Annotated in this window: 29 protein-coding genes; 8 read left to right on the top strand and 21 right to left on the bottom strand. The window is 64.7% G+C overall.

Annotated features, from left to right (window positions below; all coding sequences use genetic code 11):
* Positions 1–56: 56 nt before the first annotated feature.
* Positions 57–719, bottom strand: a complete 663-nt coding sequence (locus tag CAL26_RS10160; RefSeq protein ID WP_094846740.1) for a nucleotidyltransferase family protein — start codon at positions 717–719, stop codon at positions 57–59.
* Positions 720–776: 57 nt separating this feature from the next.
* On the bottom strand, positions 777–1,811 hold the full coding sequence (locus CAL26_RS10155) for a Bug family tripartite tricarboxylate transporter substrate binding protein (protein ID WP_179283313.1): 1,035 nt from the start codon (positions 1,809–1,811) through the stop codon (positions 777–779).
* A 182-nt stretch (positions 1,812–1,993) separates the two neighbouring features.
* On the opposite strand from CAL26_RS10155, the gene gcvA reads away from it, so the two are divergent.
* Positions 1,994–2,893 carry a transcriptional regulator GcvA gene (gcvA, locus tag CAL26_RS10150; protein ID WP_179283312.1) on the top strand — a complete coding sequence of 300 codons (900 nt, stop codon included), beginning with the start codon at positions 1,994–1,996 and terminating at the stop codon, positions 2,891–2,893.
* Positions 2,894–2,920: 27 nt separating this feature from the next.
* Here gcvA and CAL26_RS10145 read toward each other — a convergent pair whose 3' ends face one another.
* The 10 genes from CAL26_RS10145 to CAL26_RS10100 form a co-directional block, all read right to left on the bottom strand.
* A complete protein-coding gene (locus CAL26_RS10145; RefSeq protein ID WP_094846738.1) occupies positions 2,921–3,925 on the bottom strand; it encodes a 2-hydroxyacid dehydrogenase in 1,005 nt (334 codons plus the stop codon).
* 16 nt (positions 3,926–3,941) lie between these two features.
* A complete protein-coding gene (locus CAL26_RS10140; protein WP_094846737.1) occupies positions 3,942–4,811 on the bottom strand; it encodes an amidohydrolase family protein in 870 nt (289 codons plus the stop codon).
* A 36-nt stretch (positions 4,812–4,847) separates the two neighbouring features.
* Positions 4,848–5,636, bottom strand: a complete 789-nt coding sequence (locus CAL26_RS10135; protein ID WP_094847019.1) for a class II aldolase/adducin family protein — start codon at positions 5,634–5,636, stop codon at positions 4,848–4,850.
* A 108-nt stretch (positions 5,637–5,744) separates the two neighbouring features.
* Positions 5,745–6,743, bottom strand: a complete 999-nt coding sequence (locus CAL26_RS10130) for a Bug family tripartite tricarboxylate transporter substrate binding protein (protein WP_179283311.1) — start codon at positions 6,741–6,743, stop codon at positions 5,745–5,747.
* Positions 6,740–7,045, bottom strand: coding sequence for a DUF3303 domain-containing protein (locus tag CAL26_RS10125; RefSeq protein WP_094846735.1), 306 nt, complete (start codon positions 7,043–7,045; stop codon positions 6,740–6,742). The genes CAL26_RS10130 and CAL26_RS10125 overlap by 4 nt, the downstream gene beginning before the upstream one ends.
* Before the next feature lie 273 nt (positions 7,046–7,318).
* Positions 7,319–8,194, bottom strand: coding sequence for a copper homeostasis membrane protein CopD (gene copD, locus CAL26_RS10120; protein WP_094846734.1), 876 nt, complete (start codon positions 8,192–8,194; stop codon positions 7,319–7,321).
* A gap of 13 nt (positions 8,195–8,207) precedes the next feature.
* On the bottom strand, positions 8,208–8,564 hold the full coding sequence (copC, locus tag CAL26_RS10115) for a copper homeostasis periplasmic binding protein CopC (RefSeq protein ID WP_256988280.1): 357 nt from the start codon (positions 8,562–8,564) through the stop codon (positions 8,208–8,210).
* Positions 8,565–8,684: 120 nt separating this feature from the next.
* Positions 8,685–8,849, bottom strand: a complete 165-nt coding sequence (locus tag CAL26_RS10110; RefSeq protein WP_306437092.1) for a hypothetical protein — start codon at positions 8,847–8,849, stop codon at positions 8,685–8,687.
* 286 nt (positions 8,850–9,135) lie between these two features.
* Positions 9,136–10,266 (bottom strand): AGE family epimerase/isomerase, encoded by a 1,131-nt coding sequence (locus CAL26_RS10105; protein WP_094846732.1) that lies wholly within the window; start codon positions 10,264–10,266, stop codon positions 9,136–9,138.
* Positions 10,263–10,481: a hypothetical protein gene (locus CAL26_RS10100; RefSeq protein ID WP_094846731.1), complete on the bottom strand. Its 219-nt coding sequence runs from the start codon at positions 10,479–10,481 to the stop codon at positions 10,263–10,265. Before CAL26_RS10100 ends, CAL26_RS10105 begins: the two co-directional genes overlap by 4 nt.
* 77 nt (positions 10,482–10,558) lie before the next feature.
* On the opposite strand from CAL26_RS10100, the gene hpaI reads away from it, so the two are divergent.
* Positions 10,559–11,365, top strand: coding sequence for a 4-hydroxy-2-oxoheptanedioate aldolase (gene hpaI, locus CAL26_RS10095; protein ID WP_094846730.1), 807 nt, complete (start codon positions 10,559–10,561; stop codon positions 11,363–11,365).
* 39 nt (positions 11,366–11,404) lie between these two features.
* Positions 11,405–11,788 carry a hypothetical protein gene (locus CAL26_RS10090; RefSeq protein ID WP_094846729.1) on the top strand — a complete coding sequence of 128 codons (384 nt, stop codon included), beginning with the start codon at positions 11,405–11,407 and terminating at the stop codon, positions 11,786–11,788.
* Between the two features lie 23 nt (positions 11,789–11,811).
* Here CAL26_RS10090 and CAL26_RS10085 read toward each other — a convergent pair whose 3' ends face one another.
* Together CAL26_RS10085 and CAL26_RS10080 are read right to left on the bottom strand one after the other, a co-directional pair.
* Positions 11,812–12,027, bottom strand: coding sequence for a hypothetical protein (locus CAL26_RS10085; RefSeq protein ID WP_094846728.1), 216 nt, complete (start codon positions 12,025–12,027; stop codon positions 11,812–11,814).
* Between the two features lie 564 nt (positions 12,028–12,591).
* Entirely contained in the window at positions 12,592–12,723 is a 132-nt protein-coding gene (locus CAL26_RS10080; protein ID WP_256988337.1) for a glycine zipper 2TM domain-containing protein, read from the bottom strand.
* Between the two features lie 356 nt (positions 12,724–13,079).
* Here CAL26_RS10080 and CAL26_RS10075 point away from each other — a divergent pair, with 356 nt between their 5' ends.
* Positions 13,080–14,513: an ATPase domain-containing protein gene (locus CAL26_RS10075; protein WP_094846726.1), complete on the top strand. Its 1,434-nt coding sequence runs from the start codon at positions 13,080–13,082 to the stop codon at positions 14,511–14,513.
* A gap of 34 nt (positions 14,514–14,547) precedes the next feature.
* Positions 14,548–14,910, top strand: coding sequence for a response regulator (locus CAL26_RS10070; RefSeq protein ID WP_094846725.1), 363 nt, complete (start codon positions 14,548–14,550; stop codon positions 14,908–14,910).
* A 99-nt stretch (positions 14,911–15,009) separates the two neighbouring features.
* On the opposite strand, the gene CAL26_RS10065 is transcribed toward CAL26_RS10070, so the two are convergent.
* Positions 15,010–15,198: a hypothetical protein gene (locus CAL26_RS10065; protein WP_094846724.1), complete on the bottom strand. Its 189-nt coding sequence runs from the start codon at positions 15,196–15,198 to the stop codon at positions 15,010–15,012.
* Between CAL26_RS10065 and CAL26_RS10060 the strand changes: the two genes are divergently transcribed.
* Complete coding sequence (locus CAL26_RS10060) at positions 15,191–16,288, top strand: porin (RefSeq protein ID WP_373454463.1); 1,098 nt, start codon at positions 15,191–15,193, stop codon at positions 16,286–16,288. The genes CAL26_RS10065 and CAL26_RS10060 overlap by 8 nt on opposite strands.
* Before the next feature lie 102 nt (positions 16,289–16,390).
* Here CAL26_RS10060 and CAL26_RS10055 read toward each other — a convergent pair whose 3' ends face one another.
* The gene (locus tag CAL26_RS10055; RefSeq protein WP_094846723.1) at positions 16,391–16,591 is read right to left on the bottom strand and encodes a hypothetical protein; all 201 of its coding nucleotides are present in this window, start codon (positions 16,589–16,591) and stop codon (positions 16,391–16,393) included.
* 416 nt (positions 16,592–17,007) lie between these two features.
* On the opposite strand from CAL26_RS10055, the gene CAL26_RS10050 reads away from it, so the two are divergent.
* Positions 17,008–18,357, top strand: a complete 1,350-nt coding sequence (locus CAL26_RS10050; RefSeq protein ID WP_179283310.1) for a tyrosine-type recombinase/integrase — start codon at positions 17,008–17,010, stop codon at positions 18,355–18,357.
* Positions 18,357–19,499: an acyltransferase family protein gene (locus tag CAL26_RS10045; RefSeq protein WP_094846721.1), complete on the top strand. Its 1,143-nt coding sequence runs from the start codon at positions 18,357–18,359 to the stop codon at positions 19,497–19,499. The genes CAL26_RS10050 and CAL26_RS10045 overlap by 1 nt, the downstream gene beginning before the upstream one ends.
* On the opposite strand, the gene CAL26_RS10040 is transcribed toward CAL26_RS10045, so the two are convergent.
* Genes CAL26_RS10040 through CAL26_RS10020 form a run of 5 tightly spaced genes read right to left on the bottom strand, consistent with a single transcriptional unit; the run spans position 19,477 to position 23,879 of the window.
* Positions 19,477–20,016, bottom strand: coding sequence for a hypothetical protein (locus CAL26_RS10040; RefSeq protein ID WP_094846720.1), 540 nt, complete (start codon positions 20,014–20,016; stop codon positions 19,477–19,479). The two genes, CAL26_RS10045 and CAL26_RS10040, sit on opposite strands and share 23 nt — an antisense overlap.
* A gap of 1 nt (position 20,017) precedes the next feature.
* Complete coding sequence (locus tag CAL26_RS10035; RefSeq protein WP_094846719.1) at positions 20,018–20,497, bottom strand: glycoside hydrolase family 108 protein; 480 nt, start codon at positions 20,495–20,497, stop codon at positions 20,018–20,020.
* Positions 20,494–20,868 carry a hypothetical protein gene (locus CAL26_RS10030; RefSeq protein WP_094846718.1) on the bottom strand — a complete coding sequence of 125 codons (375 nt, stop codon included), beginning with the start codon at positions 20,866–20,868 and terminating at the stop codon, positions 20,494–20,496. Before CAL26_RS10030 ends, CAL26_RS10035 begins: the two co-directional genes overlap by 4 nt.
* Positions 20,868–21,668 (bottom strand): hypothetical protein, encoded by an 801-nt coding sequence (locus tag CAL26_RS10025; protein WP_094846717.1) that lies wholly within the window; start codon positions 21,666–21,668, stop codon positions 20,868–20,870. The genes CAL26_RS10030 and CAL26_RS10025 overlap by 1 nt, the downstream gene beginning before the upstream one ends.
* 12 nt (positions 21,669–21,680) lie before the next feature.
* Positions 21,681–23,879: a right-handed parallel beta-helix repeat-containing protein gene (locus tag CAL26_RS10020; RefSeq protein WP_094846716.1), complete on the bottom strand. Its 2,199-nt coding sequence runs from the start codon at positions 23,877–23,879 to the stop codon at positions 21,681–21,683.
* Positions 23,880–23,918 lie beyond the last annotated feature (39 nt).

Below are 23,918 nucleotides of genomic sequence, written 5' to 3'. Positions count from 1 at the left end.
ACGTAGTCACGGCGTCACAGCGTCACGGCAAGCCGTTCACCGTATCCGCCCCGGCATCACGGCAGATCGCTCACCGTATCGACGTCGCGCAGCACCCCCGGATCCGCGCACGGCACCTCGTGCACCCCGTGGCGTTTGAGCAGCGCCCGCGCACCCTCATCGCCATCCAGCGCGGCCAGTTCCGGCATGAGCGTCCAGGCGAAGGCCACGGGGTGGCCCCGGCGGCCCTCGCAGGCCGGCGCGGCGATCGGATGGCCGCGCGCCGCATCCTGCACCGCCAGCACGGTCGCGTCGCTCACCCAGGGCATATCGCCCAGCGCCACCAGGCAGCCGAGCGGCGCGCGGACTTCGGCATGGCCGTGCATGGCGGCGGCGATGACCGCCATCAGCGCGCGCGACGCATAGGCCAGGCTGGCGCCCATCCCCCGCGCCGCGTCGGCGGTTTCCACGACCAGGCAGCCACGCGCGGCCAGCACCTGTTGCAAGGCCGGCGTATCCGGACGCGTCACCGCGAGCACCAGCGGCACGGTCCGCAGCAGGACATCGGCGGCAGCCGCGGCCACCGGACGTCCGTCAGGCAAGACCGCGAGCAGCTTTTCGGCCTGCGCGCGGCCTGAGGACGCGCGAAAACGTTCGCCCCGGCCCGCCGCCAGCAGAATGCCGACAAACCGGTTCTCCAGGGCGCCGGCCAGGCGGCGATCGATCGATAGCAGAGTCATCGGCGCAGTTTAACCACGCGCATCGGCCAGGCAAACGAGGCTGGCCGTCCCATCCGATCAAGGCCGGGATGGGGCCACGTCCCGGGCGATGTCGCGATACTTCACGATCGCCTTACGCAGCGTCGCGCCCAAGCCATCCGGCGTCGAGTCTAGCTTGACCTCCACGCCTTGACGGGCGAGCTGCGCCGTCACGTCGGGACGCTGCAGCGCCTTCGCCACCGCGTCGCGCAGTTTCAGCACGATGGGGGCCGGCGTGCCGGCCGGGGCCAGGATGGCATTGAAGGTGTCCTCCTCATAGCCGGGCAGCCCAGCCTCGGCGATGGTGGGCACGTCCGGCAGCAGCTTGGACCGTGTGCTCGTGGTGACGCCCAAGGCCTTCAGCTTCCCCGCCTGCACATAAGGACCCGACGTGCTGACTTGATCGAACATCACCATGACCTGGCCGCCGACCAGATCGGTGATCGCTTGCGCGTTTCCCTTGTAGGACACCGGCAGCATCTTGACGCCGGCCTGCTTGCTGAACAGTTCCGCCGCGATATACCCCGTCGAGCCTATCCCCGACGAAGCATATGAAATCTGACCCGGGTGGGCGCGCGCCCGCTCGATCAGCGCCTTCACGCTGGATTCCGGCACGGAAGGGTTCGCGACCAGCACCATGGGAATCCGCACCGTCTGCGTAACGGGCGCAAAATCCTTGATCGGGTCGTAGCCGGCTTCCGCCACGAACGCGGGTGCCGAGACGAAGGTGTTGGCCACCGCCAGCAGCGTATAGCCGTCCGGCGCCGCGCGGGCCACTTCCCGGGTGCCCACCAAGCTGCTGGCGCCGGGCTTGTTCTCCACCAACACGGATTGTCCCAAGTCTTCCGACATACCCTTGGCGACCAGCCGGGCGACCAGATCCACCGTGCCGCCCGGTGAAACAGGCACGACGATGCGTATGGGCTTGCCGGGAAAGCGGTCGTCGGCCCGCGCGGCCTGCGCGATACAGGCCAGGCCCGCCGCGAGCATGGCCGCGTGCGCCAGCGATCTGGCGGTGGCCTTGGGTATGGTTTTCGTATGAAGGTGTAGCTCGTTCCCGTCGCTGGCGCGCATCGCTGTCTCCTTTATATGTATAGGGCAAAGCTCCCGCCGCGGCGCCCGCGTCTTCATTGGACCGGTGCCATCGCAGCAAGCCAATGTTAGGCATGCGTCCGCCGGGGGCACCATCGAGAATTTTTCGCCGCGACATCGATAAAACTAATATATGCATTCCGAGTCCACGCGTCCGTCCGCCGATGAACCCGCAACTTCCACCGCTCAATCCGCTGCGCGTCTTCGAAAGCGTGGCCCGCCATGCCAGCTTCACCGCCGCCGCCCAGGAACTGCACATCACGCAGGGCGCCGTCAGCCACCAGATCAAGGCCCTGGAGTCGTGGCTGGGCTTCGCGCTGCTGGAGCGCAACGGGAGACGGCTGCGCCTGACCCGCGGCGGTGAAAACTACGCGGCGGCACTCACCGGCGCGTTCGGCCAGATCACGCGCGCCACGAGGGAGCTCGTGTCCACCGGGGCGCAGCAGGTACTGACGGTGCGCGGGCACACGACCTTGTTCGTGCGCTGGCTGATCCCCCTGGTCCCGGCGTTCCAGGCCGCCCATCCGGGCATCAACGTGAAACTCTCCACCAGCGTGGAAGGCGTCGACTTCACCCGCGAAAACGCCGACACGGGCATCGTCTACGGCGACGGGCCGTGGCCCGGGCTGCGCAACGACCTGCTCTTCAGCGACGCCTTGACGCCTGTCATGGCGCCCGAAATGGCCGCGCGCCTGCCCTCCCCCTGCAGCGCCGACGACTTGCTCCAGTTGCCGCTGCTGCATTCGAATCGCCGGCCGCAGCATTGGCCGGACTGGATACGGCTGGCCGGCGCGTGCCGTGGCGTAGCCGTTGGCGATATGTACTACGAAGACCTGAGCATCATCTACCAGTGCGCCACCGAAGGCCTGGGCGTCGCCCTGGGCCAATTGCGCTACGTGGAGAAGGACCTGGCCGAAGGACGGCTCGTGGCGCCCCACCCGCTGGTCCTGCGCCGTCCGCGCGGCTACCACCTGGTCTGCCCCGAACAGCACGCCGACGAACCCAAGATCGCCTGTTTCCGCCAATGGCTGCTGGCACGGCTGGCCGAAACCGAGCAGCCCTGAGCGTCACCCTGCGCCTCACCCTGAACGTCAACCCGGCGGCGCCACCACCAGATCCGCGGGATCGATGGGCTGCCCTTGCAACACGCGCTGCATATTGCCGAAGGCCCGCGACGCGACATAGCCCACGTTGTCCATCACGGCGCCGGCGCCATGCGGCGTCACGACCACGTTATCCAGCGTGAAGAGCGGATTGCTCGCCGATGCCGGCTCCTGGTCGAACACATCGAGCCCCGCCCCGCCCAGCTTGCCGTCCGCGAGCGCGCGGTAGAGCGCGGCCTCGTCGACGATACCGCCACGCGCCGTATTCACGATCACCGCGCCGTCCTTCATGCGCAGGATCGCCGCCTCGCCGATGATGCCGCGCGTCTGGTCCGTCAAGGGAAGATGCACGCTCAGGATATCGCTGCATGCCAGCAGTTCATCCATGTCGACCTGGCGCACGTTCAGCCGCCGCTCCGTCTCCGCATCCGCGGGGCGCCGGCTGCTGTAGCGGATGTCCACGTCGAAGCCGCGCAGCCGGTGCGCCAGCATGCGCGCGATATTGCCGAAGCCGAGCAGCCCGACGGTCTTGCCGGCGAGCTGATAGCACACGGAACGCATGTCGGATTTCAACCATACGCCCGCGCGCGTCGATCGGTCGACGTACGGCAGCCGTCGGTAAACCGCGAGCATCAATGCAATGGCATGTTCGGCGACGGGGCCGGCGTTGGCGCCGCTGGTGATGGCGACCGCGACACCGTGGCGGCGCGCCGCCTCCACGTCGATCTTGTCGTAGCCTATTCCCCACTTGTGGACCATACGCAAGCCAGGCGCGGCGGCGATCATCGCCGCCGTGACCGGCTGCCAGCCGGCGAGGATGAAGTCCGCTTCCCGCGCAAGCGCCGCCTGTGCCTCGGGTTCGCCGCTATCGGCGAAGCGCACCTGGAAGCCCGCCGGCGCCGCAGCCGCAATTGCGGTCCGGACCGGCGGCGCCATGACGTCCAGGAACGCCACGACATAGTGTTCCGCGCGCCGCTCAGTGTCGTGGTTCATGAATGGTCCCGGGGGATCAGAAATCGTAGAGCCGTGCCGGGTTGTCCACCAGCAGTTTGCGCACGCGATCCGCGCTGCCGGCCCATTCCATGCAGCGCGCCAGCGCGCTTGCATTGTCTTCCGCGCGAAACGGCGTGATGGCGTCGACAGGCAGCGGTGCGCCCGCGGCGGAACCGGGATGCGGCCAATCGCTGCCCCACAGCACCCGGTCGGGATTGGCATCGATCAACGCCCGCGCGATCGGCGCCGCATCGGCATAGCCGTCCATCCGCGAAATCCGGTACGGCGCGGAAAGCTTGACGTAGACGCGTCCGCCGGACAGCGCCGACAGCAAGGCGTCCAGGCCCGGCTGCGCCACGCCTTCCGCGGCCTGGGCGCGTCCAAAGTGATCGACGACCAGGATGGTGGGGAGCTCGTCCAGCCCCGGCGCGAGCGCGCTCAAGGTCGGCAGGTTGGTGTAGGTCTGGACGTGCCAGCCCAATGGCGCGACCTGCCGCGCGGCCTGCAGCAGCTTGCGGCGCGCCACGCCGGGATCGTGCTGCCCGGCGGTTTCGAGGTTGACCCGCACGCCACGCACGCCGGCGCGATGCATGTCGACCAGGGCTTCGTCCGGCGTGGCATCGTCGATCACGGCCACGCCCCGGCCTCTTCCGTCCAATCGGGCGAGCGCATCCAGCAGGCAGCGGTTGTCGGTGCCATAGGGACTGGGCTGGACGATGACGGTGCGGTCCACGCCCAGGCTGCGATGCATGGCGACGAGCGCCTCCAGCGGCGCGTCGCCGGGAGTGTAGGTGCGCGCTGCATCGAAGGGATAGGCCGATACCGGCCCGAACACGTGCACGTGGCAATCGCAGGCGTCAGCCGGCGGCCGGGCATGGACGGTCATGGGCAATCTCCGTTTGAACGAGTCTGGACAGGCGGGTCAGCTTTCGTAGGATGGATAGCCGCCGGGCTCCGCGGCCAGCAGGCGCAGCATGGCGTGCCATTCGAGTTCGCCATAAGGCCGGCGTGTCCCGGGCTGGTACAGATGCGCGGAACGCTGCAGCACTTCCTCGCTGGGCACGCGCACTTGCTCCATGCCGGCGGACATGGCGTCGACCTGTGTACGGCAGGCCATCTCCAGCTGGTACATCAGGTTGAAGGCCTGGGGCACGGACGCGCCGCACACCAGCAGGCCGTGATTGCGCAGGATCATGGCATTATGCGATCCCAGGTCGGCGACCAGCCGCTCCTGCTCGGCCAGGTCCACCGCGGGCCCTTCGAACTCGTGGTATGCAATATGGCCATGGAAGCGGGACGCCGTCTGGGTGATCGGCAGCAGGCCGTCGCGCATGGCCGCCACCGCCATGCCCGCGCGCGTATGCGTATGAATGACGCAATGGACGTCGGGGCGCGCGCGGTGGATGCAGCCATGGATGACATAGCCCGACTTGTTGATGCCGTAGTCGGTGTCCGGCTTGCGGCACACATTGCCGTCGTAGTCGATCTCGACCAGATTGGACGCCGTGATCTCCTTGTACAGCAGCCCGTACAGATTGATCAGCAGGCGTCCTTCCTTGCCCGGTATCTGCGCGGTGATGTGGTTGTAGATCATGTCGGTCATGCCGTAGAGGTCCATCAGCCGATAGCACGCCGCCAGATCCGTGCGGCTCTTCCACTCCGCATCGTCCACGACACCTCTCAGGCTCGGAAAATCCGTGCTGTATCGCATATTCACCTGGATGCTCCTGTTCCGCCGCGCCGGGGGCGCGGCCGTGCGATGGCCCGCGAACGCCGCCAGCCATGTCGCCGACGCCGCTCGCGGCCGGTTGAAGAACGGCTATTGCGCCCGGATACCCTGCTCCTGGATGATGCGCGCCCACTTGGCGCTGTCATCGCGTATCTGCTTGCCGAAGGCCTCGGGCGTGTCGCCGGCGGGATCGGCGCCCATTTTTTCCAGCTCCTGCCTGACGGCGGGTTCCGCCAGCACCTTCTGGACGTCCGCGTTCAACTTGCGGATACGATCAGCCGGCACGCCGCTCGGCGCCACCAGGCCGAACCAATTGGTGAACTCGTAGCCGGGAAGCCCGGCTTCCGCCAGCGTCGGAACGTCCGGCAGGAGACTGGACCGATGCGCCCCCAGCACACCCAGCGCGCGCAGCTTGCCGGACTGGATGTACGGCAAGGACTGGACCAGGCTGTCGAAGGTCACTGGGATCTGTCCGCCGATCAGGTCGGTGAAACTCGGCGCGCTTCCCTTGTAGGGGATGTGCGTCAACTTGACGCCCGCCATCTGGTTGAAGAGTTCGCCCGCCAGATGCGGGGCGCCGCCCACGCCGGACGACGAGAAGTTGATCTTGCCCGGTTGGCTCCTGGCCATCTCGATCAGGTCCTTGACCGACTTCGCCGGGAAAGCCGCATTGGCGACCAGGACGAAATTGACGTCCACCACGTTCGAGATGGGCGTCAGATCCTTGATGGGATCGACGTTCATCTTGTACAGGTGCGGATTGATGGACATATTGCCCAGGGTCGCCATGAAGATCGTATAGCCGTCGGGCGCGGCCCGCGCGGCGATCTCCGTGCCGATCACGCCGCCGGCCCCGCCGCGGTTGTCGACGATCACCTGCTGCCCCCAGAGCCGGGTCAGGCGTTCGGCGATGATGCGGGCCACGATGTCGGTGCCCCCACCGGCCGGGAAGGCCACGATCATCCGCACGGACTTGTCGGGAAAGCTTGCTGCATGCGCGCCGCTCGCCGCCAGCGCGGTCGCCGTCATGGCCAGGGCTAGGCCGAGCCCGCGCAGCGCCTTGATACATCGCCGCCGACCCGGTTTCATCGCGCATCCCCGGCACTGGGCGTCTGCGTGGCCAGGTAGGCCTTGGCCGACTCTTCGTCCAGCAAGGGAAAGACCTCGAAGTGGGCGGGAATGATATCGGCCCATTCATTCATCAGGCGATGCAGCGTGGTGTTCGAATCGACGTCGAACAGGGCGACGGCGCCGCGACCCACACGCGCATGGACGGATCGCGCCAGGCCGGCGTTCAACAAGGGGCGCATCCAGTCCCAATAGCGGCTGCGCGAATCGATCAGCGTCGTGGGACGCTCCGGGCGTGGGGTGCTGATGACCAGAAATAGCATGGTGTCTCCTACCATCGTCGTTAAAAACCGGACGCTGGCCCCGGCCGGGTGGTGCATGCGCTGCATGCACGCAGTGGGAATTTTCATGATTCCCGGCGCGGGGGTCCCAAGCGGTGAACCGCTTGTTGTTTAGCTATACGGAAATGGTAGCGACGCGTCGCCTGCTTTCACAGCGACGATATCTCATGGACGCATTAGTTCAGATAATGAGCGCTTTTTCGGGCCGGGGCGGGGTGGCAGCTGCTGCGAGGCCGGCTCGATGCGAAAACACGGTCACTGCGGCGATAACAATCCCAGGAACGCCACCAGCATCAGCACCGCGCCGCCAGCGGCCACCTCCAGAAGCGTATTGCGACGAATTCTGTTCATGGCGTCCGCACGTCTGGCGCGGATCTTCGGTACCCACCAATAACGATTCACCACGGCCACGATCACCATCGATAGCACAAGCAGCGCTTTCAGCAGCAGCAGTCGCTGATAAAGGGCCGCAAGGTCGAGCCCGACCGTCCGCAGGATCAGCCAGGTGTTCAGCGCGCCGCTGGCGAGGACCACCGCCACCGCGATGTGCCCCAGCGTCGAGAACATCATCAACCCGCCTAGCGCATCGGGACGCAAGGCCGGTTGCCGGGACTGCTTCAAGAAATACAGGAACACGGGCAGTGCGCCCAGCCAGAAGCCCGCTGATAGACAGTGAATCATGTCCACCACCGCATGAGCGCCGCCTGGCCAGCCCTCTTCCATCGCCGCATGGCCGCTCAGGGCAAAAGGCAGCAATGCCAGCCCGGTGACGGTGGCAAGAGCCCGGCCCTTGCCGAAGCGGCTGAACAGCATGGCAAGAACGATGGCTTGCGCCGCCACACGCAAGCACCACATCAGGCCATAGCGTGTATGCAAAGCCACCGTAAGCAGAACATCCGGATCGACGCTCGCGTTCCAGTTTCCGATGATGGTCGCGGCCTGCACAGGCAACATCCCGGCCGCTGCCAATGCCCCCGCGAATGCGGCGCCGCGTAGATAGACTTTCATGTCGGCACCCGCCAGCGCGGCCAACTTCCCTGGTTTGACCACCGCCAGCATCACACTTGCACCGAACAGGAAAGCGGCACTGGCGTAGTTCACAAACCGCAGCAAGGCGAAGGCGGCAAGCATGGGATCGCGCCGCTCAATCCTTCAAGGTGAAGGACCAGGCGCCCTGCGTCTTATGGCCATCCTTGGACAAGGCTTGCCACTGGACCGTGTATGTGCCCGCGGGGAGCGCCTGCGAGAGCGGCAGAACCAGGGTTTTGTCATCGCCCGGGTCCAGCGAAGACGGTCCTGAGCGAACCACCTTGCCTGCGGAATCCACGAGCGTGAGCGAGGAAAAAGCGGCCTCCAGTCCCTCCGTGGTGGTCAATGTGATGCGCGTGGGCGAGCGACTCACGACCGCATCCCTCGCGGGTTCGGACGATGCGAAGTGGGCATGGGCCGACGCCACCAGGGGCGCGATGGCCAGCACGGCGGCGGCCAGGAGCGATTTCATCAACACGGCGACATCCTCTGAACAAATGGGTGGGGTCCGCGGACCATGCACACGTAGACGGTCGCGGCAAACGAATCCTTCCATTCATCCCGATTTTTTTTCGCGGTGAAGGGAGTTCGCTTATTCGGGCAGGTGGTCGGGCACCCCGTTTTCGTCCACGGCCCTGACGGTCGCCAACGCATTGCGCGCGGCGGACATGGCTTCGACGCCACTGCGGAAGCGGCGCGACAGATAGATCTCGAAGGTGAGCGGCTCGCTTTCCGTGCCTTCCCTTCGCGTTTCCATAAAGGCCCGCGCCGGCTCCCGCCCCTGTGGCGGGATCGAGTACGCGTAGACCGTAAAACCGTCGATCAACCTGGGAGTCATCGCTGCGTCCTGTACGGAACCGGCCAGCCGCCGGCGATGGCGCGCAGCATCGCAGAAATCCAAATATTTCGCAAGAAAACAGAATAAACTGAAACATTTAGGGACGGACTTACGGCAGAGCAGGCTGCCAATCGCCCTCCGCGCCCACCCCGCGCCGACGCCGGATCGGCGCCTGGGCAGGCTCAGATTCGCTTGGGCATCGGGCTCAATTCCCCGCGCCGGGGAGCGCGGCGTAGCACGCCGCCAGGTGATAAGGCGTAGTCGACGGCATGTCGGCGCGGGCCACTCGCCCATCGCCGTCCAGGCATTCATACCAGCCACGCGCATGCAGGAAGCGCTCGCGAAAACGCGTCAGCTGCCGCGCCAGGTCCCGCAGCGAGGCCTCGTCGCCCCGCATCGCGAGGCAGCGCGCGTATTCGGTCTGCGCCCATATCCGCTGCGTGGCGTCGGTGACCGTCCCGCGCAGGTCCAGGCTGGCGCATACCCCTTCGACATCCGGCGTCACGCCGTACCGCTGCGCGTAGTCCACCGCGCGCGGAACCGCGTCCGCAAGCTGGGTTTCCTCGAAAACCTCCGGCGCGCTACGCATCAGGGCGTACCACTCGAACTGATGCCCGGGCTCGATACGATTGCCCGGTTCGCGAGCCGGCAGTTCGCAAATGCACTGCGTGGCCGTATCGACGAACTGCGCCGCCACCCCGCTCGCGATGCGGCGCAAAGCCTCTTCGCAGCCGCCGGCGTCGTCGACCGCACGCGCCGCCAGGTAGGCCTCGGTCAGGTGCATGATGGGATTCTGCAGCGGCCCCTGCATCGCCGTCCGGCCATCGTCGGCCAGTTGCGCCGCGTACAGCCCGCCGCGCATGCCGAAGCGTGATTCGATCAGTGCGAGCGTCTCGCGCATGGCCTGCAGCGCGCGCGCGTCGCGCCGGCGGCGGTAATACGTCGCGCAAGCGAAAACGACGAAGGCATAGGTATACAGGTCGTGCTGCGTTTCCAGGGGCGCGCCGTCCGTGTCTATGCTGTAGACCCAGCCGCCCGCCGGATGGCGGAAGCGCCGGTGCAGCGACTCGAACAGGCGCACCGCGTGCTGCGCGGCCGCCGGCGCATCGCTGATGGAGAACACGAACAGTTGCCGCGCGCAGGCCATGGCGCGGTAGCGCCGCGGCGGCAAGGGGCGCGCGTCGGCGCTGGCCAGCGATTCATAGGGCAGTTCCAGCGCGGCATTGAAACCGCGCGTCAGCCACAGCGGCAGGACGATCTCGTCGTAGTGCGCGCGCAATTGCGCCACGATGCCCGCCAGCGCGGCATCGGCCGCGCCGCCACGTCCAGGGCTCATGATCCGGGATACGGGTTGGCGGTTTCCATGTGCAGCGCCAGGCGGCCCTTGTCGGTCACGACCGGCTGGCCGGCCGTATCCATTTCGATGCAACGCAGCAGCAGCAGCGCGTCGATGAAACGCTGCGGGACAGGCTCGGCGGCCTGGTTCTTGTCGTCCGCGATGACACCCAGCCAATAGGCCAGCTCGCCCTTGTTGAATTGATGCATCGCCATGCGCGTGCCTCCGTACCGCCACGACGGCGGAATGGCCTATTATCGTCGATCTTTTCCACCTCCATAGAAGGCTAGGCATGGATATCCTGAGCAATTCCTTCAAACGCGCGCTGCGCGAAGGCAAGCCCCAGATCGCGTTGTGGGCCGCGCTGGCGCACCCCTACACCGCCGAAGTCTGCGCCGGCGCCGGCTTCGACTGCATGGTGATCGATGGGGAACACGCGCCGAACGAATTGCAAAGCATGCTGGCCCAGTTGCAGTCGGTCGCCGCCTATCCGGTCACTCCTGTCGTCCGGCCGCCGTGGAACGACTTCGTGCGGATCAAGCAGATCCTGGATATCGGCGCGCAGAACCTGCTGATTCCGATGATCCAGTCCGCCCAGGAAGCCCGGGACGCCATCGCCGCGGTGCGCTATCCGCCGGCCGGCATTCGCGGCGTGGGCAGCGCGCTGGCGCGATCCTCGCGCTGGAACCGTATTCCCGACTACCTGGCGCGCGCCAACGACGAAATCTGCGTCCTGCTGCAGATCGAGACCCCCGCCGGCCTGGAGGAGCTCGACCAGATCCTGGCGGTCGATGGCGTGGACGGCGTCTTCATCGGGCCGGCCGACCTGTCGGCCAACATGGGACACCTGGGCAACCCCGGCCATCCCGACGTCACCGCGGCCATCGACGACGCGATCCGCCGCATCGTGGCCTCCGGCAAATCGGCGGGCATCCTGCATACCGACCCGGCCCGCGCCAAGCACTATCTGGAAATGGGCGCGACCTTCGTCGCGGTGGGCGTGGACGCCACGCTGCTGGCGCGCGCCGCCGAATCCCTGGCCGCGCAATTCGGCCGCCACCGGCCGGCGGCGGCGACCGCGCAGCAGGGACCGTACTGAACGCATAAAATAGCGCCCACACGCCGCTTCGGAGGATACATGCGTTTTCGTTTAGCCCTGCGGGGATCACTGGGCCGGCCCCTGCGGCGCGGCGTCGGGGCCGCGCTCGTCGTCAGCGCCCTGGCCGGATTGGCGGCATGCACCACCACGACGGGCCCGATCATTCCCACCGGCGAACCAAACCGGTACACATTGACCAGCCGTTCGGGCGGCCTGACGACCTCGTGGGTCCAACTCAAGAGCCAGGCCCTGGACCGCGCACGGGAATACTGCACGTCGCAGAACCTGAAGATGACCGATCCCGACGTTTCGTCCAATCACGCCACCGGCTTCACGCGCCCGATCACCTACATCACCTTCACCTGCTCGCCGATCCCGCAGCCCAAGGATACGCAGCAGGATCAAAACAGCCAGGGCAAGTAGCCCGGACGCAGGGCCCGCCCGCGCTAGAAGTTTTCATCGATCCATTCGCGGGCCCATTGCTCCGCGCCGGTGCGCGCCATGCTTTCGTTGTGGATGGACGTGCCGGGGTACGGCGGAAAGGCGAAGCCATTCACCGGATCCCCGCCTTCGAGCATGGAAATGAAGATACGAGCCTGGTAAAGATCGTTCTTCAGTGTTTCCACGGCGCATTCAATGATGAAGTCCTTGTACTGGATCATGGGCTCGCTCCGAACACTCCAGGGGCAAGCGGCATGGCGCGGGCGGCGCGTCGAATGCTCGCGTCGCGTCGTAGCGGCCCATGCCAGAAAGACCGGCGTTCACCCCGTATACGCCGGCCCATCTTTGCGTAACGCGTGCCGTAATATCGCACTGCGGAAGGACGCTCGCCAAGACCGGCAAAGCTTGCAATTGCAAGCATGATTGACCGCGAAATTCCCAACTGCCGGTTCGCGCGCGCCGCGCCGGGGTGCGCTGGTTGGTATCCAATGGCTAGCCTGGTAGCCGCTATTGCGGGGGACCGCAGACCGCCGGTGGCGGTATCTCCGCCCATTCAGCCGGAGGCGGGCGCTGCCGGCTGGACCACCCGGTTGCAGTCCGCGAGCTTGGCCACCGCCATAAAGGTGCCGAGCTTTCTGCCACATCCGTAGTGCCCCGCCGGAGCCGCTCTCATCCGCCATTCGTATGGCATGCGGCAGCGGGCCGCGCTCCCCATCGATCTTAGGACGCGCCCGCCGCGGCAGCACCTACACCGTAGGTACCGCTACGGGATGTGCCCGGTGGCATTAGTCCTTGCCGATCTCGTGGCCGATCACGCCGCCCACCACCGCGCCACCCACCGTGCCGGCCGTGCTGTGCGTGGTTTCATGGCCGATCACACCGCCGGCCGCGGCGCCGCCCAGTGTGCAACCGCCCATCAAGGGAAAGCATGCGGCCAGCGCCAAAGCCGCGATCTTACGAAGTCGATACATGGCAGCCTCCTTGGCTGAAACGAAGGACCCTTGCTCATGCAAGAGACGTACCTGTCCCCAAGCTGTCGGCGCTCCCTGCCGGCGGGCGTCCGCGGCACACGAAGAGGCCGCCCAAACCCATGCGATGCCCATCCGGGCACGACTTATGCTAGATGCTAACGCTCCATACCATCCAACCCTGACCACCACCGGCCCTGGCACCCGCCAGGAGTATTAACGTTTTTGCTTGACGTCGAATTCCAACATGCGGGACACTTTCGCGCGATCATCGCGATGCGATGGCAAGAACGGAGGATTTGGTGGTGCAACATCTCGCACGCATGGCGAGTGGTATCGATGGGCTGGACCGAATATTGAATGGCGGGTTCGTCGAAGGCGCTTCCTACATCATCCAGGGCCGCCCAGGGGCCGGGAAAACCATCCTCTCCAACCAGATCGCGTTTTCGCACGCGGCCAATGGCGGCAAGGTGCTGTACGTCACCCTGCTGGCGGAAAGCCATGAAAGGCTATTTCACGCCATGTCCACCCTGGATTTTTTCCATAAGGAAAAACTGGGGCAGGAAATCGCCTACGTCAGCGTCTTCCACGCCTTGCGGGAAGAAGGTTTGGGCGCCGTGGTGAAGCTCCTGCGACAGGAAACCAAGCGGCACAAAGCCACCCTGCTGGTTTTCGACGGCCTGCTCAACGCGCGCGAACGCGCCGAAACCGACCTGGACGTCAAGACCTTCGTGGCCGAAGTTCAGGGCCAGGCCGGCTTCGTCGGCTGCACCGTATTGTTCCTGACCAGCACGCGCCTGGACGACAGCAGCCCCGAGCACACCATGGTCGACGGCGTGATCGACCTGAGCGACGAAATCTTCGGCGTGCGCACCGTGCGCCAATTGCAGGTGCGCAAGTCGCGCGGCAGCGCCGCCGTGGGCGGCCTGCACCAATACGAAATCACCCAGTCCGGCATCACCATCTATCCGCGCGTGGAAGCCGTGTCGTGGCCGCTCATGCCGCCGTCGGCCAAGATCCTGTCGCAACGCGTCACCAGCGGCAATGCCGAGATCGACGCGTTGATAGGCGGAGGCCTGCCGCGCGGCTCCGTCACCTTGCTGGTGGGTCCCACGGGCACGGGCAAGACGACCATGGGCCTGCACTTCCTGAGCGCTGCTTCGGAAGACGAACCCGCGCTGCATTACGGTTTCTTCGAAACGTCCACGCTGCTGCAACGCAAGGCCTCCACGCTGGGCATCACCCTGCCGTCCACGGACCACCTGCACGTGCACTGGACGCCCATGGCGGAAAACCTGCTGGACAAGCTGGGACTGGAACTGCTCCAACTCGTCGGCCGCCATCGCGTGACGCGACTGTTCATCGACGGCATCGGCGGCTTCGAACGCGCGGCCACCCACCGCGCCCGTCTGGTCGAATTCTTCACCACGCTGACCAACCGATTGCGCGCCATAGGCGTCACCACCGTCTTCACCTGGGAGCTGCGCCAGATCGTCGACCAGGACGTCACGGCGCCGGCGGAGCAGTTGTCGGCGATGTTCGACAACGTGATCCTGCTGCGCCACATGGCGCAGGACAACGACCTGAAGCGGACGATCGCCGTCCAGAAAATGCGCGACAGCGACTTCATGCCGAATACGCGCATCCTGGAGATCACGGACAAGGGGTTGCGTGTGGGACCCAAGCTGGGGCCATCGGTTCTAACGAGCAGCCCGGCGCACAACCACGGCGGATCCTGACGATGATTCGCAATGCGTCAGGAGGCCTTGCGCCATGGCGTTGATCCTCGTCGCCGACGACGAGATCCTGCTTGCCGAGATGCTGGCCGATCTCCTTGAGGACGCTGGGCACGACGTGCTCACGGCGCCCCATGGGAAGGCCGCGCTCGACATCATGCGCACCCGCCGCCCCGACCTGATCATCACCGATTTCATGATGCCGCTGATGACCGGCCTGGAGCTGGCGGAAGCGGTGCGCGCCGACGCCCTCACCAAGGACATCCCCATCGTGCTGGTCACCGGCGCCCAGGGCCTGTTGGCCCGGCAGAGCCCCGGCCTGTTCACGCTGGTGGTCGACAAGCCCTATGACCCGCGCACACTGCTGGCGCAGGTCGAAGAAATGCTGCGGCGCGCCTGAGCGTTTAATCCTTGCAAAACCGCTTTGCCGTTGACGCGCAAGGTTTGCATCGATAACGACACAAAATAGGATTTTCCCTAGAGGGTGAGCAACAATGTTTCACCTATACTGCGCCGGCCACCCGTTTTTCTGACCCTCTCGCTCCTTGGCCGGATCGCCAGGCAGATGCGCGGGCGGCATAACAAGAAACGTCGACGCCCCGGCTATCCGCCGCACGGCGTCGCAGTTCTGGATGGCGGCGCAACCCTGCGCCGCGGCCTGGGAGAGGAGAATCAGATCGATGTTCAAGCCCTTGTTCAAGGAAAGCGCGATGGCATTGGCCGTCGCTGGCACGATGGCTGGCGCCACCGCGCACGCCGCCGATACGAATGTGCAGCTGTACGGCATCGCCGACGTCAGCGTCCGTTACCTGAGCACCGGCGCCGGCTATCAGCCGGACCACAGCCGGGTGTCGATGGCAAACGGCGCGATCACCAACAGCCGTTGGGGCCTGAAAGGCACGGAAGACCTGGGTAACGGCAATACCGCGTTTTTCCGTCTGGAAAGCGGTTTCAACGTACAGAACGGCAACGAGAGCGACCCCGGCCGCATGTTCAACCGGCAGTCCTATGTCGGCCTGGACGGCGGCGACATCGGCGCACTGTCGCTGGGGCGGCAGGACACGCCGCTGTTCACCATCCTGGGCGATACCTTCGACCCGCTGACCGTTGGCAACTACGACCAGAATTCCTGGCTGCCCGTGGCCATGTCGCGCGGCCGCGTGTCCGAATCCGTGCGCTATCGCAACAACAAGCTGGGCGGTTTCGACGTGATCCTGTCGTACGGCTTTGGCGACTCCTTCGACGACCATAAGCTGGGCCAGCAATACGGCGGCACGCTGACGTACACGACCGGCCCCTTGACGGTGGGCGGCGGCTACCAGCTGACGCGCGCCGAGACCAACTCCGACTATACGCAGCGCGTGTGGAATTTGAACGCGGCCTATCAGCTGTTCGACAATACGCGACTGTTCGCCGGCTACTTCAACGGCCGCGACGAGACCGGCTTCGTCAATGCGGTCATGGGTATCGCCAACGTCCCGGACAATGGCCTGGAGCGCAAGGACAATGGCTACTACGCCGGCGTCACATGGCAACCCATGGCCACGCCGTGGACCTTCACGGGCGCCGCCTACTTCGACAAGAGCAAGAACGTGATCGAGCAAGGCGACAAGGGCAAGCGCTATGCGCTGGTCGCGGTGGCGGAGTATGCGCTGTCCAAGCGCACGCAGCTGTATGGCACCGTGGATTTCAACCGCGTCTATGACGCGTCGACGGCTGAAATCGCCAGCGGCTCCACGCAGGTGGGCGTGGCGACCGGGATCAGGCATATCTTCTGATCCTGGCGGTGGAGCGGCCGGCGATCGCCGGCGCTCCATGCGCACGGAAGATGCCCGGGCAGCACGAAAGAAGCGCGAATGAAGCGCTTGCCCGGGCGCCTGTTACTCGAGGTCGTATTCCGCCATCACCCTTTCCGCGGCCGCGCGGAATTCGGAATCCTTGGCGATGTCCACCGTCCAGTTTGGATCGCTGCCCTCGACGCGTTCGATTTTCGGCGCCGGCACATTGCCGCCGGCCACCAGCGTGAACTCGTCGTGCAGGATGTCCCGCAATTCCGCGGTGGTCACTTTTTTCTTGGGCATGATTTGCTCCCAGTGCGAAATACGATGAGCACCAAGCAAATACCGTGCTTGCGGCCAGGTCCACTCAGCTAGTCCACTAGCGTATCCACTGGCGTGTGTACCAACGTGTGCACCAACGTGTACACCAGCCGGGCCACCAATGGACAAGGGCTTACATGATCGCTCATGTAAGCCCTTGTTTTTTTCTGGTCGGGACGGCGGGATTCGAACTCGCGACCCCTTGCACCCCATGCAAAGTACAAATATTCCGTTAGCTTTCATTAGCATTCGCGTAGCAGCCCGTCAAGCGCATAAATCTTGAGAATTTCGCCCGTAGCTTTTCGCCAACGTTAGCGCATCATTCGCGACGATTAGCACCAGCCTAGTCCACCAACTAGTCCACTAATTGCTAAACTCCGGCCAAGGAGGTGCACACGGTGGCAATCAATTTGTTGAGCGATACAGCGGTGCGCAACGCCCGGCCCGGGCCGAAGGACTACGACTTGTCCGACGGCGGCGGCCTGGCGCTGCGCGTCAAGACGGACGGCAGTAGGCTATGGTCCTACCGCTACACGAGCCCCACGGCGGGCCATCAGCGGCGCGTATGGCTGGGATCCTACCCCGTGCTGGGGCTGAAGGCCGCGCGCGAGCTGCGCGCCACGCGCGCCGAGCTGGTGGCCAAGGGCGTGGATCCCAAAAACGCCACGGCGCTGCTGGACGAAGTGGGCAACGAGACCCCTGCCACCGTCGGCCAGCTGTTCGCCGCGTGGTTCAAGGGCTACATCCAGGTGGAGCGCAGGAAGACCACCGACCAGGGCGCCGTGCGCAACCGCTACGAGAAATACGTGGCGCCGGTCATTGGCGCCGTACCGCTGGCCGAGGTGCGCCGCGGCCACATCATGAAGGCGATCGACAAGGCGCGCGCCGCCGGCCACATGCGCACGGCCAATCTGGTGCTGGCTGAAACCCGGCAGATGTTCCGCTTCGGCCTGGCGCGCGATTGGGTGCAAGGCGACCCGACGGCGGCGCTGACCCGCAAGGACGCAGGCGGCCAGGACCGCGAAGGCGAGCGCGTCCTGGACCCTGACGAGCTGGTCATGCTGCGCGACATCCTGCGCCGCCCGCCGGCCGGGCGCACGCGCTACTACGTGGCCACGCGCCGCGTGCTGCCGGCGCATACCGAACTGATGGTGTGGTGGACCCTGGCCACCGCGTCGCGCGCCATCGAGGTGGTGGCGATCCGCCGCGCCGCGCGGTGCCCGGTGGACGTTTCGCGAAAGGAGTGGATCATCCCGGCCGAGGTTTCCAAGAACGGCAAAACCCACGTCGTGCACCTGAGCGACTTCGCCATGGCCGTCTGGGAGCGAATCCAGGCCGCGACGGCCACGGAAGGCGAATACGTGTTCGCCGGCCGCGACGGCGGCCACCTATCCGAGAAAGAGGTAACGCGCCGGCTGACCGACCGGCAGACGCGCGACAAGCCGGTCAAGGGCCGCAAGAACACGACCGACCTGGACCTGGCCGGCGGTCGCTGGACACAGCACGACCTACGGCGCACCGCGGCCACACTGATGGGTGAGCTGGGGTTTTCGAAAGAGGTTATCGATCGGTGCCTGAACCACAAGGAGCCGGGCAAGGTGACGCGGACCTACCAGCGCCAGCAGATGATGCCCCAGCGGCGCGCCGCCTTCGACGCCCTGGGCGCCTACTTGTGGGATCTGCTGGGCGATCCGCGCGGATGGTTACCAGGGACAGATGCAACGCCTGACATACAATCACCTGCATAATGAAAAACCTTCCTGAGCTTCGCGCGCTTACTTCTCTGCGTTTCGTCGCTGCCGCCTTGATCGTGGCTATCCACGCTGGCGTGTTTTTGGACGTCGCACGAATACCTGGGTGGTTCCCCGCCCAGCAGGGCGTCTCATTTTTCTTCGTGTTGAGCGGGTTCATTCTTGCGTACAACCATCGCGGCTTTGATACCCCGGGATCTGTAGCCAACTTCTATACGGCCCGATTCGCCCGCATCTGGCCAATGCACATTGCCACGCTCGTGATCTGGATAGCGCTGGTGTACAAGATGTCGCTGGATTCGGTGCTCTGGGGCAATGGCGCTGTCAGGCTTCCCGCAACCGTATTGCTTCTGCAAACATGGGTGCCGATCAAGGGCTGGGGGGACACCTACAACGGCGTCGCATGGAGCATTTCTGTAGAGCTGTTTTTCTATCTACTGTTCCCCTTCCTCGTCACGCACATGAGGCGCAACTGGCCTTCAATCGTCCTTGCCTGCGTGGCGACGGTTGCGGTGCTGATATGGGCGTGCCGCTTCGCTTCACTGGACGGGCACACGCTACTGTCGTACGCGGGGCTGCTGTACTTTTTCCCGCCCGCGCGGTTGCTTGAATTCGTCGTGGGGATTGGGGCCTTTTATCTTGTGCGCGGGTCGTTGGGCCGTGTAAAAACGCCCGCGTCACTGGGGTGGACCTGCCTAGAAATGGCCGCACTCGTCGGCACGGTTGCCGCGATGATCTGGTCTGTGTCTAACCCGTTCACTCGCGCCATTGGCCCGGCAGCGGCGTTCTACATCGGTGCGGCTGGAGCGGCCCCCGCCTTCGCGGTATTGATCGGCGTGTTCGCCATGAATAGAGGGTATGTCTCGGCGCTGCTGTCTACGAGGGTTCTCGTGTATCTGGGCAAAATCAGCTTTGCTCTGTACCTGGTCCACTACGCGATAGTGGTGGCGATTTCCCAGCAACCACAACTATTGAGCCTGGGATGGTGGGCGTACGGCGCAGCTTGGGTACTATCTCTCGCCGCCGCTGCCGCTCTATTCCATCTGGTGGAGGAACCCGCCCGCCGCGCGCTGCGGCGACGCATCGTGTTCACCGCGAAGTCGCCCCGCTCCGCCGTTACTTCCCCGGTGGAATCGTAGCTTTCGCCAAAAGGTCGGATTTCTTTTGGCCGCCGGCCGTGCTGCCGAAGTAATAGGCCATGATGGTAGTCCATGCGGTGCCCAACGAGCCGAGCAGGATCAGCAGCGGTTCCTTCACGCCGTCCGGTAAAGGCGCCCATATCATGGCGGCCAATACGCTGAAGAAGCCGAAAGTAACCACGAAAGCCAGCGCCCGCGGCGTCCAGTCGTGTGTCTCAACCTCGCGCTGGCGCGCGCTGGCCCGATCGTCCGCCGCGATCTTCGCCAGGTCCGCCTCATTCTTAAATCCCAGCTCCGCCATCTTTGCCGAGAAATCATTTTCGGCCTGCTTTAGCTTCAGGATCGCGTCGGGGTCCTTGCCGGCGATGGCGGCCGCTATGGCGTCGTCCGTGGGCTGATCGCCCAAGCCCATGGCATTGCCTATCGTGGATACGGCGATGCCGGCCAGCGGGCCGCCCAGCGCCGTCGCCAGCATGGGCGCCGCGGTGCCGATGATCTTTTTCCAGTCGAAGTCCATGTCACGAGTCCTGTGCGCCGTAGCGCAAATTATTGGCGATGCGGCCGGCCCAGCCCGCGCCGAACGATTTCCACGTCGAAAGCCTGCGCATGAAGTCCAGCCGTTCGGCGTTCAGCAGCATGATCTGGTCGGACTCCGACATGGCGTCCGCGGCGGCCTGGCTGATCGGCCCCCAATGCCCATCATCGGCCACGCCCAGGGCGCGCTGCAGCTTGCGCACCGCCGTCTCGATGCCACTGTTGACGGCGAAGTCGAACGCCTGGAAAGCCACGCCGTCAGGCAGCTTGTCAGCGTTGATCCGATTCCAGAAGTCGCGCAGGTATATCGACTTGGCCTGGTCGCGGGTCAGGTTCTTGATGTCGACGTTCGGGTAAGAACGCTTGCTGATCCCGAATTTCGTTTCGCCGCCCGGGTCGTTCGGGTCGTTGACATAGCCGCCTTCGGCGTCCAGCAGACGGTCGCATGCGATATCGAAGTTCATTTCAGGAATTTCTCTTTCAGGTAATACCCTATGGCACCAGCGAGGAAAATCAGGAATGCGATAAACCCCTTGCCTATGAGTTCGGCAAGCAGCTTTTCGTAGAGCCTGGCACGGGCTTCCGCCTTTTTAATCAACGCCTCGTGATACCGCCGGTGAGCATCCGCGTCGCCTTCCGGATAGCCCAGCTTCACTGCTGCTGACATCGCCTTCAGCTCGCGATCGAAGGCTTCCATACGGGCTGCGTTCTCCGCGTGTTTGGCGGCCAGCTCTTCGCGGTCTTCATGGCGCCAGCCTTGGATGGCGTCCAGGATCATCCGCGTGCCCTCACCTACTTCGGCTGGGAAATCTTCGCGCGGCGTGGGCGGCGTCATCAGTTCGCCACCATCGTGCCCGAGATAATCATCTGCGCACCCGCCACGACAGGCGATGTGTTGTCGTAGTTCAGCACCGTGGCCGCAGTCGCGCCTGCGGAAAAGGTGCCGACAAGCGCCTTGCCCGTGGAGTTATCCCGCCCCGACAAAGCCAGGGGGCCGCTCGCCGTGCCGGAGTTGCTGGTGAACGGCAATCCAACCAGGACCGCGCCGGATGCGGTGCCCACCGTCGTAATCTGGACCAGCGCCCGATAAAAGACCAGGCCGCCCACTTTGTAATACGCGCCGTTGGCGGTGGCGCTGGTAAAGGTTCCGCTCTGCGCGGCGAGCGTCGGCGTATATGCCGTCCAGCCCGGGTTGCCGTTCACAGTCAACGTCCCGGTCACGGTCGCGTTGCCGCTGGCCGACAGGGTCGTGAATGACCCAGCCGCAGGCGTCGTGCTGCCGATGGCAGGCGGCGCCGCATAGACCCCACGCACATAGGCCGTGGTCGCTACCTTCGTGGTGTTGTCGCCGGCCGCTGCGGTCGTGGCAGTGGCCGCCCCAAGCGCGGGCGCGTTCAGGCTGGTGATGTCGGTGTTCGCGCCTTTCTTCGCGAAGTTGCCAGCCACGAAAGCTGTGGTAGCGATCTGGGTGCTGGCGTCCGTGCCGGCTGCCGTGGGCGCCGTCGGTGTGCCGGTCAGATTCGGCGACGGGATGGATACGGGCGCCACCCACTGGATAAGCGAGGACGGCACCAGGGTGGCCGCGCCGGCGGTGGCCGCGAAGATGATTCCGGCGGCGATGAACAGTCGTTTCATGGCTGTGCGTCCTTACGGGATAACGGGAATGTTGTTCGCCTGCTTGATGTCGGAAGCTTGCGACGCATCAAGCGTGATCGAGTTCAGCTCGTTGGTGAGCGCCATATTTCCGTAGTAGCGCAACGGTGTGGCCTGCGTCCGGCCGAGGGAGACGGTCGAGTAACCGCTCTCGAATCCGCAGTCCGTGAACTTGTTGTTGGTCACAAACACGCTATCTACGAAAGCGCTTGACGGGTTGACCCGAATGGCTTCCTTCGACACCGTGAAAAAGGAGTTGGAATCGATGAACAGCCGGGCGCGGTCAGCTGAGGAACCGCCCACACTGTCCAGCACCCAGACCCCACGATCAGCGCAGTTCCTGATGGTGTTGCCCCGTATGGTCACATCCCGGTAGGACACCAGCAGTATGCCGGCGCCTTCCCACGACGGGTTTTCCTGGACGCCCGATATCTGATTGTTTTCGATCAGCGAATCTTCTATGTACGCCAGCAGCATGCCGCATTGGTTCAACTGATCGTCCGTGTGCAGCGCCGGGTTCACGATAGTGTTGCCGGATATCGTCACGTTGTTTGCGCGCCTGCTGTCCGCATACATGTAATTGCCGATGGCAGCGTAACCCGTCGCGTACAGCGTGTTCCCTGTGATCGACAGGCCAGAGCAGCCAATGAAGACAATGCCGTGGCCGCCCGGCGTGGACATGACGACGTTCCCGGAAATGCTGCCGCCGGTGGGCTGGTCCGCGCCTTCGGTATCGAGCACCACCGCGATGGCATCATCATCGCAGCCGGTGAGCGAATTACCGCAGCACACGAAATGCCGGCAACCGTCTGAGAAATGAATGCCGTCCGCCTTGGTGTCTTTGATCCTGTTGCCGATCGCCCGGCCGCCCGCGGAATGCATGAACCACACAGCCGCCGACGGGATATTTTCAAACGTGTTGCCCATTACCAGTGTGTCGTCAGCGTTCAGAATGCAAACGCCGAAACCCGTATCATCGCGGACATACGCCGGGTCTGAAATCATGCGGATCCCGGCCACCGTATTGTGCGAGCACCCGGTTATCAGGATGCCGTGCTCGTAAGCGAAATCCGTTTTTTCAAAGAAAACGACGCCACCGTAACCCGCGATGGACACGTTGTCGGCATTGATGGTGATGGTCGAAGTGATCCGGCTGATGCCACGCGTATGGCCTACGGTCCCGCCGCCTTTAAACGCCGCCGCCGCGACGGCGCGCTGCCACGCGGCGGTATCGTCCGTGCCGGATACCAGCGCTCCGTCCTCATCCACCACGGCGTCGCATTTCGCCCCGAAGTCACGAATATCAATGAAGTCCCGCATCTTGTCCTGAAAGGACCGCGACGTGGGACCAAAGCCAGCTTGCAGGAATGTTCCCAGTACGCCCGGCGCGTAGTAGGTCACCGTGATTTCATCGATGCCCAGTGGAATGGCGCTGTCGAATTGCAACGTCACATCATCGCCCAGCAAGGTCCAGCTGCCCAGGCTCTGGAAAATGCCGCCGAAGAACACACCGGATATAGCCTTCGGCCCTACAGTCTCGGGCAACGTCACCGAGGTGGATGTGCCGGCTGTATAGTCCGCGCCGTCGTGCAGCAGAACAGGGTCGTACACCTGAGCGGTCGACGTCTGTATGCTCGCTACGAGTTCTTCCGCGTATTCGCGGACTCCCTGGGCAACCTCTTCGACAGAATTGGCCGTCGCTGCATCCTGCGGGTTGATGGGGTCGGCCAGATCCTGGATACGGTTGCCGTTGGCACGGTAGGAGCCTTCGCCGTCGACATCGGTTTCACCGAGCTTCAGCGCACGGCCGAGGTCGCCCCGCACCTGCTGCACCTGAATCGTCACGCGGTCGACCATTTGCTCGATCGTTTCGGGATAGAACCCGCCGGAGTTGCTCAAGTCGGTAGGCTGCGTGTAGGGCACGGCGCTGACGATGGTGATTTTCGAAGGTGCCGCGAGCGGATCGCCACTCAGCGGGTACGTGACCGAGCCGCCCGGGTTGCCATCCTGGTCAGCGTTCAGGGCCACGGAATAATCGGAATCGAGCACCAGTATGGTGTCCTGGCCTTCCGCGTCCGTAACCAGCACCTGGAGATCCGATTTCAGGAACACCTTGAAATCGAAGGGCCACACGGTGGTGGATCCATTCCCGGTATCGGGGCCGGCTTTGCGGGTTTCGCTGGAAATAGTCATCTGAGGCGCCTTGTCTTGTGCGCCCCAAAGTCTCTACCC

The organism is Bordetella genomosp. 9, assembly GCF_002261425.1.
Lineage (GTDB): Bacteria > Pseudomonadota > Gammaproteobacteria > Burkholderiales > Burkholderiaceae_B > Bordetella_C.
The sequence above is the reverse complement of the archived record's forward strand: the minus strand, read 5'-3'. Positions and strand labels throughout refer to the sequence as shown.